Source organism: Rhizobium sp. BK456 (assembly GCF_014194045.1).
In the GTDB taxonomy this organism is placed as follows: Bacteria; Pseudomonadota; Alphaproteobacteria; order Rhizobiales; family Rhizobiaceae; genus Rhizobium; species Rhizobium redzepovicii.
Genome location: NZ_JACIAO010000008.1, coordinates 162,520 through 175,944 on the forward strand (window position 1 = coordinate 162,520; position 13,425 = coordinate 175,944).

13 protein-coding genes and 1 tRNA gene are annotated in these 13,425 nt (G+C 61.7%); 10 read left to right on the forward strand and 4 right to left on the reverse strand.

Going from position 1 to position 13,425, the window contains the following annotated elements; all coding sequences use genetic code 11:
* Positions 1-109: 109 nt before the first annotated feature.
* Positions 110-184 (reverse strand) — tRNA-Gly (locus FHX03_RS22375).
* A 256-nt stretch (positions 185-440) separates the two neighbouring features.
* On the opposite strand from FHX03_RS22375, the gene FHX03_RS22380 reads away from it, so the two are divergent.
* The 4 genes from FHX03_RS22380 to FHX03_RS22395 all read left to right on the forward strand — a co-directional run bounded on the left by FHX03_RS22380 (position 441) and on the right by FHX03_RS22395 (position 3,043).
* Positions 441-950, forward strand: a complete 510-nt coding sequence (locus FHX03_RS22380; protein ID WP_183855512.1) for a prolyl-tRNA synthetase associated domain-containing protein — start codon at positions 441-443, stop codon at positions 948-950.
* A gap of 56 nt (positions 951-1,006) precedes the next feature.
* The gene (gene trxA, locus FHX03_RS22385; RefSeq protein ID WP_097624978.1) at positions 1,007-1,981 is read left to right on the forward strand and encodes a thioredoxin; all 975 of its coding nucleotides are present in this window, start codon (positions 1,007-1,009) and stop codon (positions 1,979-1,981) included.
* Between the two features lie 177 nt (positions 1,982-2,158).
* Positions 2,159-2,845, forward strand: a complete 687-nt coding sequence (locus FHX03_RS22390; protein WP_172643304.1) for an LON peptidase substrate-binding domain-containing protein — start codon at positions 2,159-2,161, stop codon at positions 2,843-2,845.
* A 9-nt stretch (positions 2,846-2,854) separates the two neighbouring features.
* On the forward strand, positions 2,855-3,043 hold the full coding sequence (locus FHX03_RS22395) for a Trm112 family protein (protein ID WP_183855514.1): 189 nt from the start codon (positions 2,855-2,857) through the stop codon (positions 3,041-3,043).
* 18 nt (positions 3,044-3,061) lie between these two features.
* Here FHX03_RS22395 and FHX03_RS22400 read toward each other — a convergent pair whose 3' ends face one another.
* Positions 3,062-4,276, reverse strand: a complete 1,215-nt coding sequence (locus FHX03_RS22400; protein ID WP_183855515.1) for a ubiquinone biosynthesis hydroxylase — start codon at positions 4,274-4,276, stop codon at positions 3,062-3,064.
* An 84-nt stretch (positions 4,277-4,360) separates the two neighbouring features.
* Here FHX03_RS22400 and tesB point away from each other — a divergent pair, with 84 nt between their 5' ends.
* The 6 genes from tesB (at position 4,361) to FHX03_RS22430 (ending at position 11,983) form a co-directional block, all read left to right on the forward strand.
* Positions 4,361-5,245 (forward strand): acyl-CoA thioesterase II, encoded by an 885-nt coding sequence (tesB, locus tag FHX03_RS22405; protein ID WP_183855518.1) that lies wholly within the window; start codon positions 4,361-4,363, stop codon positions 5,243-5,245.
* Positions 5,246-5,466: 221 nt separating this feature from the next.
* A complete protein-coding gene (locus FHX03_RS22410; protein ID WP_003543684.1) occupies positions 5,467-5,817 on the forward strand; it encodes a P-II family nitrogen regulator in 351 nt (116 codons plus the stop codon).
* Between the two features lie 25 nt (positions 5,818-5,842).
* The gene (locus tag FHX03_RS22415) at positions 5,843-7,276 is read left to right on the forward strand and encodes an ammonium transporter (protein ID WP_097624975.1); all 1,434 of its coding nucleotides are present in this window, start codon (positions 5,843-5,845) and stop codon (positions 7,274-7,276) included.
* Between the two features lie 281 nt (positions 7,277-7,557).
* Positions 7,558-10,245 carry an FtsK/SpoIIIE family DNA translocase gene (locus FHX03_RS22420; RefSeq protein WP_183855520.1) on the forward strand — a complete coding sequence of 896 codons (2,688 nt, stop codon included), beginning with the start codon at positions 7,558-7,560 and terminating at the stop codon, positions 10,243-10,245.
* A gap of 141 nt (positions 10,246-10,386) precedes the next feature.
* Positions 10,387-11,055 carry an outer membrane lipoprotein carrier protein LolA gene (locus FHX03_RS22425; protein ID WP_183855521.1) on the forward strand — a complete coding sequence of 223 codons (669 nt, stop codon included), beginning with the start codon at positions 10,387-10,389 and terminating at the stop codon, positions 11,053-11,055.
* Between the two features lie 124 nt (positions 11,056-11,179).
* The gene (locus FHX03_RS22430) at positions 11,180-11,983 is read left to right on the forward strand and encodes an exodeoxyribonuclease III (RefSeq protein ID WP_012559275.1); all 804 of its coding nucleotides are present in this window, start codon (positions 11,180-11,182) and stop codon (positions 11,981-11,983) included.
* A 35-nt stretch (positions 11,984-12,018) separates the two neighbouring features.
* Here the strand turns inward: FHX03_RS22430 and FHX03_RS22435 are convergent, their stop codons facing one another.
* Entirely contained in the window at positions 12,019-12,474 is a 456-nt protein-coding gene (locus tag FHX03_RS22435; protein ID WP_097624972.1) for a cyclic nucleotide-binding domain-containing protein, read from the reverse strand.
* Positions 12,475-12,588: 114 nt separating this feature from the next.
* Positions 12,589-13,272 carry a response regulator transcription factor gene (locus tag FHX03_RS22440; RefSeq protein ID WP_003582964.1) on the reverse strand — a complete coding sequence of 228 codons (684 nt, stop codon included), beginning with the start codon at positions 13,270-13,272 and terminating at the stop codon, positions 12,589-12,591.
* Between the last annotated feature and the right edge of the window lie 153 nt (positions 13,273-13,425).

A 13,425-nucleotide genomic window follows, 5' to 3' on the forward strand; every position in this document is an offset into this window, starting at 1 on the left:
CTCGGGGATTGCAAAACGATAGCTAAGCCCGCGGCAGCGCACACGACGCCGTCACCCTGTCTCGGCTGCTTCCCGTACCCATGGCATCGGTATGAACAAGAGAGAATACTGGAGCGGGCGAAGGGATTCGAACCCTCGACCCCAACCTTGGCAAGGTTGTGCTCTACCCCTGAGCTACACCCGCTCAATCCGCATCGGTCCGGGGTAGTTGTTGGACCGTGGGCGCCGCCTCGTGGCGACGGGCGCTATATGGCCTAACGGCTTTTCAAATGCAACAGGGAAATGACGAAGGGGCGAAGAAAAATTCGCAAGGTCGCATCAGGCCGGCGGAAAGGCCGCAAATGCGGGGGGTGAGCGTCGGTGGCGAAGATTGCCAAATGCTGGGGACGGACTTAATCAAGATGCCTCGACTTTGTCCCTCCTGCGCAATGGATTGCCCGATGCCCGAAAATACCCCCAGGACCAGAGAAGAATTGTTCGCTTTCCTCGACGGGCTCGGCATTGCTCATAAGACGGTCGATCACGCGCCGGTTTTCACCGTGGCCGAATCGGTTGCGCTGCGCGACGAGATCCCCGGCGGCCACACCAAGAATCTTTTCATCAAAGACAAGAAGGACAGGTATTTTCTGCTGACCGTGGAGGAAAATGCCGAGGTCGACCTGAAGCAGGTTCACACTCTTATCGGCGGGTCCGGCCGGGTTTCCTTCGGCAGGGCGGAGAAGCTGATGGACTATCTCGGCGTCATCCCCGGCGCGGTCACGGCATTCGGGGCGATCAACGATACCGCGGGCAATGTCACTTTCGTGCTCGATGCGGATCTGATGCGCGAGGAAATCGTCAACTGCCATCCGCTCTCCAACGATGCGACGACATCGATTGCGAGCGGCGATCTTATCCGATTCATGGAAGCGACCGGGCATAAGCCGCTTGTCTTGAAAGTGACGTCCTGACATACGATTTTAGCGCTACAATGATGCCGGCTGGATCGGCGCGGCGGGAGATACCTATGAGCGGCAGTGACAACCCCTATAACGGTTCCTTCGGAAATCAGATGACGGCGACGACAAGCTTCGGCGCTCAGCCGGCAACCGCGGCTGCGGCAGGCGGCTACATCACCGACACGACGACCGCGAATTTCGGTAAGGACGTCATCGAGGAATCGCGCAATCAGCCGGTGCTGGTCGATTTCTGGGCGCCCTGGTGCGGGCCGTGCAAACAGCTGACGCCTGTTTTGGAGAAGGTGGTCAACGAAGCCAAGGGCCGCGTCCGGCTGGTCAAGATGAACATCGACGACCATCCCTCGATCGCCGGACAGCTCGGCATCCAGTCTATCCCCGCCGTCATCGCCTTCGTCAACGGCCGCCCCGCCGACGGCTTCATGGGCGCGGTGCCGGAAAGCCAGATTCAGCAGTTCATCGACCGTATCGCCGGTCCGGCCGGCGCCGACGAGGCGGCCGAGATCGAGGCCGTGCTCACCGAAGCCGCAGAATTGCTGGCCGCCGGCAATATCAATGAGGCAGCCCAGCTCTACGCCGCGGTGATGCAGGCCGATCCGGAAAATGCCAAGGCGGTTGCCGGAATGGCCGAATGCATGATCGCCGCAAACCAGCATGAGCGGGCGCGCCAAACTCTGACGGATCTGCCGGAAGAGCTGGCGAAAGACCCCGGCATCCAGGCGGTGCTGAAAAAGCTCGAACAGATCGAGGAAGCCCGCAAGCTCGGCGATCCCGTTGCGCTCGAACGTGATCTTGCCGTCAATCCCGACGACCACGAGGCGCGGCTGAAGCTTGCCAAGATCCTCAATGTCGAAGGCCGGCGCGACGAAGCGGCCGAGCACCTGCTGCTGATCATGCGCAAGGATCGCGCCTTTGACGATGACGGCGCCCGCCGCCAGCTGCTTCAGTTCTTCGAGGTCTGGGGTTTCAAGGATCCGGCGACGGTTTCGGCTCGGCGCAAGCTTTCGGCGATGCTGTTCTCCTAGGGCAACTGCGGCGTCCATAGGGCGCGGCAAGGCGCTGTACCGCTTTGAAGCCGCGTCCGATCCTGTTGAAAGTCGATTCCGATTTTCGGGGTTATGCGCTAAGTTTCGCGCATCTGCCCTTGCGTTTTTGGGCGCGGGCACCACATTCTCGTCAGGACGGGCATGCCCGTTAAAAGAATGCGGGACGGTTTCATGCAAGTCGGGAATGCCAGATACCTGAAGCCGGGCGATCTGCCTGATACGATCGCCGTCTTCCCCCTGACCGGTGCCCTTCTTCTGCCGGCCGGGCAGCTTCCGCTCAACATTTTCGAGCCGCGTTATCTGGCGATGCTGGATGCCGCACTGACGGGAAACCGGCTGATCGGCATGGTCCAGCCGGCGCTCGGCGAACACGAGGACAAGGGCGGCGATCCCAACCTTGCCGCTGTGGGTTGCCTCGGCCGCATCACCTCCTTCGCCGAGACCGGCGATGGGCGCTATATCGTCTCGCTGACCGGCGTCTGCCGTTTCCGGCTGCTGGAGGAGAAAACCACCAGCGATCCCTTCCGCACCTTCCGTATCGCTCCGTTCATCGCCGATCTCTCGGCCGCGAACGAGGAGGAGGCGGTCGACCGCGCGGCGCTTCTGACCGCCTTCAAGGCCTATCTCGATGCCAACAAGCTGGAAGCCGACTGGGAGAGCGTCGAGCGGGCGAGCAATCTGACGCTCGTCAATTCGCTGGCGATGATGTCGCCGTTCGGGCCGGCGGAAAAGCAGGCGCTCCTGGAGGCGCCCGATCTCAAGACGCGGGCCGAAACGCTGATCGCCATTACCGAAATCGTGCTGGCGCGCGTCTTCGGTGACTCCGACACGGTTCTGCAGTAGACTTCAGCCATGGACGAAAAACTCAGCCGCGTCGATCCAAAGCTGCTCGATCTCCTGGTCTGCCCGCTCTCCAAGGGCCGGCTTTCCTATGATCGCGAGCACCATGAGCTTGTCTCGGAAAAGGCACGACTTGCCTATCCGATCCGCGACGGCATCCCGATCATGCTGGTCTCCGAAGCTCGCCGCCTTGACGAATAACGTCCCGGGAAATCGGCTTTAAATTGCTTGGCCGGCCAGCAGCCGCGGATTGTCCTTTGCCGTCGTTCCAGCCGCCTGACCGATGAAGAAGGATTTGAGGCGCGGCAGCCGGTCGACGAGGCCGAGGCCGATGTCGCGGGCGATGCGGATCGGTGTTGCATCGTTGGAGAACAGCCGATTCAGCACGTCTGTCGTCATGCCCATGCGGAAGGTGTCGAAGCGCCGCCAGGTCTGGTAGCGTTCGAGAATGTTGATCGAGCCGATATCGAGGCCGAGGCGATCGGCCTCGACGATCGTTTCGGCAAGGGCCGCCACATCCTTGAAGCCGAGGTTCAGGCCCTGTCCCGAAATCGGGTGAATGCCGTGGGCGGCGTCGCCGGCCAGCGCAAAACGCGGCGCGACGAAGGCGCGTGCGAGCGTCAGGCCAAGCGGAAAGGCGCGTTTGTCGCCGATGACCTTCAGCGCTCCGAGCTTGTGGCCGAAGCGGCGTTCGAGCTCCTCCTCGAAGACGAGATCGTCGGCGGCAACCAATCGGTCGGCGTCATGCGTCCGCTCAGTCCAGACCAGCGAGGAGCGGTTGTTGCGGAGCGGCAGGATGGCGAAGGGGCCGGCCGGCAGGAAATGCTCCTCGGCGCAGCCTTCATGCGGCCGCTCATGTTCGACCGTCGCAACGATGCCGGACTGGCCGTAGTCCCAGGTGACGGTCTTGATGCCGGCGAGGTCGCGCAGTTTCGAGCGCACGCCGTCGCAGGCCACCAGCAGCCGGCTCTCCAACGTGCTGCCGTCCGCAAGCGTGACGGTGACATGACTGTCTTCGGTCTTCAGCTCGGTGGCGCCGAGCCCATGGCGGATGTCGATACCGAGGCGCTCGCAGAGGCCGCGCAGGGCTGCGACCATCGTCACATTCGGGATCATGTGGGCGAAAGGCCGGCCCTCGGCCACTTCGCCGTCGAAGGTGAGAAAAACCGGGCGGACCGGATCTGAGGTTTTGGAATCGGTGACGATCATCTTGGTGATCGGCTGCGCTGCCGGCTCGATCTCGTTCCAGATACCGAAGATTTCCAGCATCTTCGCTGCCGCCGCAATGACGGCCGAAGCGCGCGTGTCGTTTTTCCAGACATGCTCGGGGGCCGCCTCGACGACCGCGACGTTCAGATGAGGTGCCGCCTGCTTGACCGCGACGGCCGCGGAAAGGCCGACATAACCCCCGCCCACAACCAGCATATCAAGCATCGCGCCGCTCCCGTACCTTGTGCCCCAGATGTGACCTATATAGATCATCGCAACTTCACTTCCTACCGCCGGGAGGCATACAAAATGATGCGCGAAACATCAGGGCCTTCGGCGATGGAGACGCTGCTTTCGACGCTCGACTTGGAGCCGATCGAGGTCGATATCTTCCGCGGGCTCAGCCCGCAGGCCGGTTGGCAGCGGGTCTTCGGCGGCCAGGTCATCGGCCAGGCGTTGATGGCGGCGCAACGCACCATCGAGGGCGAGCGTTTCGTCCATTCGCTGCATGCTTATTTCATGCGTCCCGGCGATCCCTCGGTGCCGATCATCTACCAGGCGGAGCGGATCCGCGACGGATCAAGTTTCAATACCCGGCGCGTCGTCGCCATCCAGCACGGCAAGGCGATCTTCACGCTGTCAGCTTCCTTCCAGGTGGAGGAGCCGGGCTTCGACCACCAGATCGCCATGCCCGAGGTCGAAATGCCGGAAGCGCTGCTCGGCGAACAGCAGATCAAGGACCAGTACCTGACGCATGCGCCGGAGGCGATCCGAAAATACTGGCAGCGCGAGCGGCCGATCGAGATCCGCCCCGTCTCGCTGACACATTATTTTTCCGACAAGAAGCTCGCCCCCAAACAGGATGTCTGGGTGCGCGCCACCGGCCCGGTTCCCGACGACCGGCTCTATCAGGCGGCGGTTCTTGCCTATCTTTCGGACATGACGCTGCTAGATACCTCGCTCTATGCCCACGGCACGTCCATCTTCGACCAGAGCCTGCAGGTGGCGAGCCTCGATCATTCCATGTGGTTCCACAGACCGTGCAAGCTCGACGACTGGCTGCTCTATACGCAGGACAGCCCGTCGGCTTCGGGCGCCAGAGGGCTGACCCGGGGCAGCCTCTTTACCCGATCGGGTGAGTTGATCGCTTCCGTTGCACAGGAAGGTCTGATTCGGAAAAAGGCAAATGAATAAATAATATGCATCTTTGAAAAATTGCGCATTATTTGTGCGCTTGTTGGGCGGTCATTTGCCGGTCATTTGCCTGTTTATTGGCGCCATATATTATAGTTGTTGTTTTTCAATAAGTTATATCTCGCTTCGAATCTGGCACGTCCTTTGAATGTATATCGCCGGTCGCTGTTCAGGAACGTCAGCGGCAAGGAGAGTCGGCTCCGTGCCGAGGATAACGAAGGATGGGAAACCAGATGAAAATTGTGATGGCTATTATCAAGCCGTTCAAGCTCGATGAGGTCCGCGAAGCTCTTACGGCGATCGGCATTCAGGGGCTGACCGTGACCGAGGTGAAGGGCTACGGGCGCCAGAAGGGGCACACCGAAATCTATCGCGGCACCGAATATGCAGTCAGCTTCCTGCCGAAGCTCAAGATCGAAATCGCCGTTGCATCCGAACTCGTCGACAGGGCGGTAGAAGCCATCGCGGCGTCGGCCAAGACCGGTCAGATCGGCGACGGCAAGATTTTCGTCTATTCGATCGACCATGCCGTGCGCATCCGTACGGGCGAAACCGATTCAGAAGCGCTGTAAGCGGCAGATCAAGGAGCTTTTTTCAATGTCGATTTCGAAGTTTTCTTCCCCCTTTGCGCTGATCTGCGCAACGTCGGCCGCGCTTCTGGCGCCGGTTGTCGCTTTCGCGCAGGAAGCTGCGCCCGCCGCTGCCACCACCGCTGCTGCCGCTCCTGCCTTCACCATGGACAAGGGTGACAATGCCTGGATGCTCATCTCCTCGGCACTCGTCCTGCTGATGACCATCCCCGGCCTTGCGCTGTTCTACGGCGGTCTCGTGCGCGCCAAGAACATGCTCTCCGTACTGATGCAGGTGTTCATGATCACCGCCGTCGTGGCGCTGCTCTGGGTCACCTATGGCTATTCGCTCGCCTTCACCGACGGCGGCTCGCTGAACAGCTTCGTCGGCGGCTTCTCCAAGGCGTTCCTCGCCGGCGTCAACACCTCGTCACTCGCCGAAACCTTCTCGAAGGGCGTCGCCATTCCGGAATACACCTTCATCGTCTTCCAGATGACCTTCGCCTGCATCACGCCCGGCCTGATCGTCGGCGCATTCGCCGAGCGCATCAAGTTCTCGGCCGTGATGCTCTTCGTCGTGCTCTGGGTCACCTTCATCTACTTCCCGATGGCGCACATGGTCTGGTTCTGGGGCGGTCCGAGCTCCTACACCTCGCCGGCCGGCCTGATCTTCTCCTACGGCGCAATCGACTTTGCCGGCGGCACGGTCGTCCACATCAATGCCGGTATCGCCGGCCTCGTCGGCGCCATCATGCTCGGCAAGCGCACCGGCTATAAGAAGGAAATCATGGCTCCGCATTCGATGACCCTGACCATGGTCGGCGCATCGCTGCTCTGGGTTGGCTGGTTCGGCTTCAATGCCGGCTCCAATCTCGAAGCCAATGGCTACGCCTCGCTTGCCTTTATCAACACCTTCGTCGCGACGGCTGCTGCCGCCGTCTCCTGGTGCATCATCGAAAGCCTGACCCGCGGCAAGGCTTCAATGCTCGGCGGCGCCTCCGGTGCGGTTGCCGGTCTCGTCGCCATCACCCCGGCTGCCGGTTTTGCCGGCCCGATGGGCTCGATCGTTCTCGGCCTGATCGTCTCACCGGTCTGCTACTTCTTCGTCGACGTCGTGAAGAACAAGTTCAATTACGATGACAGCCTTGACGTCTTCGGCGTGCATTGCGTCGGCGGCATCATCGGCGCACTCGGCACCGGTATCCTCGTCAATCCGGCGCTCGGCGGTGCAGGCATCGTCGATTATTCCACCGCCGATTTTGCTGCCTCCTACGCCGGCACGGCAACCCAGGTCTTGGCCCAGGCCAAGGGCGTTCTGACGACGCTTCTGTGGTCGGGCATCGGTTCGGCGATCCTCTACAAGATCGTCGACGTCGTCATCGGCCTGCGCGTGAGCGTCGAAGCCGAGCGCGAAGGCCTCGACCTTTCGACCCACGGCGAAGCCGCCTACCACGCCTCTTGATCGCAGCGTTTGCGGCGCCCGGCACAAGGGCGCCGCTTCACGGCCCGTCGCGGCCTATCTAGAGCTTTTCCGGTTTAGACCCGGAAAAGCTGTCATAGACCGCATTTGGCCCGAACCTTTCCAGGTTCGGGCTTTTTTTGATTTCCATGCCCGGAATGCCCGTCCAGGCATGCATGGTTAACATCGCTTTAACCCGGCTCTGATTAGGTGGAGCGGACGCATTTTGGCATGGCGAAGCTTCGGTGATTCGCATGCCCTCAGGCATTGGACGGGTTAGACACATGGCAAGAAGCACGTCGCCGGCGATGGATGGCCGTCCGGATCGGTTCTCCTTCTCGGCATTCATGCTGCGGCAGATCCAGGCGCTCATCGGCTTTGCGATCTTTCTACTGCTGGCGCTCTGCGTCGCGGCGCTGGCGACATGGAACGTCGCGGATCCGAGCTATTCCTATGCCACGGCCAATCTGCCGACGAATATCCTCGGTTACAGCGGCGCCGCCTTCGCTGATATCGTCATGCAGTTCCTCGGCCTTGCCAGCGTCGTTTCGATGCTGCCGATCGTCGCCTGGGCGCTGACGCTGATCTCGGGCCGCCGCTTCAGCCGCATTCCTGCCCGTGCCGGCGCCTGGCTTGCCGGTACCGTGCTGTCCTGCGCCGTGATCGGCTGCTTTCCGCCGCCGCTCACCTGGCCGATCCCGAACGGCATCGGTGGCGTCGTCGGTGATATGATCCTGCGTTTTCCCGCGCTCTTCGTCGGCGCCTATCCGACCGGCACCTTCGCCATGGTTGTCGGCTGCATCTTTGCGGTGCCGACCGCCTGGATGATGCTGTTTGCCTCGGGCCTCGTCGGCCGCAGCGACGCGGACGACGAAATAGAGGACGATTACGTCGAGACGACTAGCAAGGCGCGGGTCGTCGGCGACGAGGACGAGGAGGACGAGTCGCGCTGGGTCGCTTTCAGCGGCGCGATGACCCATGCCTGGTACATGAGCCAGGGACGGCTGCGCCGCCTCCTCGGCATGGGACCGCGCAAGCGCCGCCAGGGCGATTTCGAATCGCCCTATGATTTCAACGATGATGAGTTTGGCACGCTGAACGAACCGGTTCGCGCCAAGGCGCCGGCTGCGCGCGGCGAGCGGATGGAACCGTCGATGGAGCCATCGATGGGAGCAAGGGCGGCTTCGCCGCGCCGCATTGTCGCGGCACCGTCGCTTTCCATCGATGACGAGGATGACGACGACGACCTGCCTTTCGACCCCGACATGCCGCCGCGCCCGGCCGATATCCTGCCTGACGACGATGATGACGACTGGATGATCCGCGCGCCGGCGAAAGCCGTCGGCAAGCCGGAGCCGCGCGTCGTTCCCGCCGTTACGCGTCCGAAGCCCGGCGCCCGCGTCGAGCGGGAGGCGCAGGGCTCGTTCATTCGTCCTGAAGGTTTCCAGCTTCCTTCGATGCATCTGCTTGCCGAACCGAAGAATGTCGTGCGCGATTCGACGCTTTCTGCCGATGCGCTGGAGCAGAATGCCCGCATGCTCGAAGGCGTGCTCGAAGATTTCGGCGTCAAGGGCGAGATCATTCATGTCCGCCCCGGTCCGGTCGTCACGCTCTATGAACTGGAGCCGGCGCCCGGCATCAAGTCGTCGCGGGTCATCGGTCTTGCCGACGATATCGCCCGCTCGATGAGCGCCATCGCCGCCCGCGTCGCCGTCGTGCCCGGCCGCAACGCGATCGGCATCGAATTGCCGAACCAGACGCGCGAGACCGTTTATCTGCGCGAACTTATCGCTTCCCGCGATTTCGACGGCAGCAAGGCCAAGCTCGCCATGGCGCTCGGCAAGACGATCGGCGGCGAGGCCGTCATAGCCGACCTCGCCAAGATGCCGCATCTGCTCGTCGCCGGCACCACCGGCTCGGGCAAGTCGGTCGCCATCAACACGATGATCCTGTCGCTGCTCTACCGCATGACGCCGGAACAGTGCCGGCTGATCATGATCGACCCGAAAATGCTCGAACTTTCCGTCTATGACGGCATCCCGCATCTGCTTTCGCCCGTGGTCACCGATCCGAAGAAGGCCGTCGTCGCGCTCAAATGGACCGTGCGCGAGATGGAAGAGCGCTACAAGAAGATGTCGAAGATCGGTGTCCGCAACATCGACGGCTTCAACACCCGCGTCGAGCAGGCCTTGTCGAAGGGCGAGGCGATCTCGCGCACGGTGCAGACCGGCTTCGACCGCCACACCGGCGAGGCAATGTACGAGACCGAAGAATTCGACCTCAAGCCGATGCCCTATATCGTCGTCATCATCGACGAAATGGCCGACCTGATGATGGTCGCCGGTAAGGATATCGAAGGCGCTGTCCAGCGCCTGGCGCAGATGGCGCGCGCGGCCGGCATCCACGTGATCATGGCGACGCAGCGCCCGTCGGTCGACGTCATCACCGGTACGATCAAGGCGAACTTCCCGACCCGCATCTCCTTCCAGGTCACCTCGAAGATCGACAGCCGCACCATTCTCGGCGAACAGGGCGCCGAGCAGCTGCTCGGCATGGGCGACATGCTCTACATGGCGGGCGGCGGACGCATTCAGCGTGTGCATGGCCCGTTCGTCTCCGATGTCGAGGTGGAAGAGATCGTCTCCTACCTGAAGACCCAAGGCTCGCCGCAATATCTCGACGCGATCACCGCCGATGACGACGAGGATGGCGATTACGGCGGCGGTGGCGGCGGCCCTGCCGGTACGTCGAACCTTTCGGATTCGGAAGATCCTTACGATCAGGCCGTCGCCATCGTGCTGCGGGATGGCAAGGCCTCGACCTCCTACGTCCAGCGCCGGCTGGGCATCGGCTACAACCGGGCCGCCTCTCTCATCGAGCGGATGGAGAAGGAAGGCATCATCGGTCCAGCCAACCATGCGGGCAAACGCGAAATTCTCGTTCCCACAGAAGGCGACATCCTCGACCGCTGAAATAATCGGCATATATTTCCGATGGGGGCCGCTTTTGCGGAAACCTGACGGCAGCCAAGCCGTTACCTCACGCGGGCCCGATCGCAACGCCTTGAAGACGCCGCCTTTCGGCAGCATGCAGATCGCATAAAGGAGATTTAGATGAGTAACTCCGACACCTTCCTCTCCGGCCTGACGGTAACGCGCCGCGATCTTCTCGGCGCCTTTGCCGTCGCTGCGATGGCAAGCGCCATTCCCTTCGGCGCGCATGCGCAGGCGGCGGCTCCCGCCTCCGGCACGGCGCAGGCGATCGCCGACCATTTCTCCGGCGTCACCACGATGCAGGGCGAATTCGTGCAGTTCGGCCCGCGCGGCGAGCAGACCGGCGGCAAGTTCTTCATTCAGCGCCCCGGCAAACTGCGCTTCAATTATGACGACCCGTCGCCGATGCGGGTGATCGCCGACGGCAAGAACGTCGCCATCGGCAATACCAAGCTGAAAACCTGGGATCTCTATCCGCTCTCCAAGACGCCGCTCAGCCTGCTGCTGGCGCAGCATATCGACCTGTCGGCCGGCATGGTGAAGCGCGTGAAGGAAGAGTCTGATCTGACGACGATCGCGCTCGGCAACAATACCGTGTTCGGCAATTCGACGATCACCATGATGTTCGACCCGAAGACCTACGACCTGCGCCAGTGGACGATCACCGACAACCAGGGCAAGGACACGTCGGTGATGATCTTCAATGTCAAAACAGGCGTGCAGTTCGACGATCGGGTGTTCCGCGTGCCTTACGAGAGCATTCCGGGCACGGCAGCCTCACGCGACTAAGGGTTTTCGGTTGATCGCCCGAGCCTTTTGCACGCGGCCGGTTCCCTCCTGTGCGCCTTTGTTCTAAAGCCCTTTCATGAAAGCACGCCGTCTCAACGCCCGGCGTGCGGGAAAGGGCGTGGGCATGGGCTTTTCGATCACCACCTGGAACATCAACTCGGTGCGGCTGCGCATGCCAATCGTCGAGCAACTGGTTCTCAAACATCGGCCGGATATTCTCTGCCTTCAGGAAACCAAGGTGACGAACGAGCTCTTTCCGGCGGCACCGCTGCGGGCGATGGGCTACGACCACATCATCATCCACGGCCAGAAAGGCTATCACGGCGTGGCGATCGCCTCGCGCATTCCGCTGACGGAGGATCACCGGCAGGATTATTGCGGAGTCGGCGATGCCCGCCACATCTCGGCGATCTTCGAGCACGGCAACCGCCGTATCCGGCTGCACAATTTCTACGTCCCGGCTGGCGGCGACGAGCCGGATCGCACGATCAATCCGAAATTCGGTCACAAGCTCGATTTCATCGAAGAGATGAAGCTCCTGAAAGCCAACGGCGAAGCCAACACCTCGGCCATTCTGGTCGGCGACCTCAACATCGCGCCGCTGGAGCACGATGTCTGGTCGCACAAGCAGCTGCTGAAGATCGTCAGCCATACGCCCGTCGAAACCGACGGGCTGCTCGAGGTGATGAAGCGCGGCAACTGGCTCGACCTCATGCGCCAGCATGTGCCGGAAAGCGAGAAGCTCTATACCTGGTGGAGCTACCGCGCCAAGGACTGGGAGGCGGCCGACCGCGGCCGCCGTCTCGACCATATCTGGTCGTCATCGGATCTCGGACCGCATCTCAAGCGCATCGAGATCCTGAAAGAGGCGCGCGGCTGGGACCGGCCCTCGGACCATGTGCCGGTCACGGCGCATTTCGATTTCTAGTATTTTGCGGATGCGCAGAACCGCTCCAACGGCGGTCAGCTGAAGCGGTAGAACTGGCTTGCGGCCTTTGCCGCAAGTTCGGCGAGATTGTCGCGGATGCGGTTCTCGATCAGCCGGGCTGCGTCCGGATATTCTTCGATCAGCCGGTGGAAAAGGGCGCGGGTGATGCGAATGATGCTGGTGTCCTCGCGCGCGACCGCGGTGAATTTGCGCTCCACCAGCGTGACCAGCGCCAGCTCGGAAACCAGCGTTCCCGGGCCGACGACCCCCTCCGTCCTCTGTATGCCGTCACTGCTCGTCGCGCTCAGCTCCAGGCTGCCGCTGAGGACGACATAGGCGCTCTCGGCGGGCGAGCCCTGGCGAAACAGCATCTGGCCGGCGGCGATCATGCGCCGGTCGGCGCCGAAGGCAATCAGCCGGAGCTGATCCTCGTTCATGTCCTTGAACAGAGGAAGCTGCGCGAGCATGCGGATGTCGTCGGTCAGCGCCATGCGGGCTTTTCGCCTTAGAGCAATCCCGGCAAAACTGCGTCGCGGTCTTGCATCCGGAATTGCGTGAAAACAGAGAGATAGAGCATTTTCGTACTCTGAGAAAACGGAAATGCTCTAGGGTATGATCTTATAGCCGCCGTTTTCCGTAACCAGGATTTCGGCATTGGAGGGATCGCGTTCGATCTTCTGGCGCAGACGGTAGACATGGGTTTCCAGCGTATGCGTCGTCACGCCTGAGTTATAGCCCCAGACCTCTTCGAGGAGCACGTCGCGAGTGACGACCTTCTGTTCGGCGCGGTAAAGGTAGCGGATGATCGCCGCTTCCTTTTCCGTCAGGCGGATCTTCTGGCCGTTGTCGGTGGTCAGCAGCTTCTGGCTCGGCTTGAAGAGGTAAGGGCCGACGGTGAAGGTGGCGTCCTCGCTCTGCTCGTGCTGGCGCAGCTGCACGCGAATGCGCGCGAGCAGCACGGCGAAGCGGAAAGGCTTGGTGACATAGTCGTTGGCGCCGGCTTCGAGGCCGAGGATCGTATCCGAATCTGTATCGTGGCCGGTCAGCATAATGATCGGCGCCTTGAAGCCGCCCTTGCGCAGCAGCTTCACCGCTTCGCGGCCGTCCATATCGGGCAGGCCGACATCCATGATCAACAGATCGACCGGTGTCGAGCGGGCGGTTGCGACACCCTTGCCGGCGTTGGCTTCCTGCAGAACCGAAAATTCCTCATACAGCGACAATTGCTCCGTCAGCGTCTGACGAAGGTCATCGTCGTCATCCACCAGAAGAATGGTGCGTGCGGTCATGCCCTTGCTTTCCTCATGTTAAGTCCCCTAGTCCTACGCCAAATTCCTCATTTGGCAAGGATCGCGCGGCGGGCCGTTGCAGCGCAGGTTTTGATATGATTTCAATCGGAGCCCCAGACAATGCAAGACATGCGAGAAAAATGGAAAAAACAA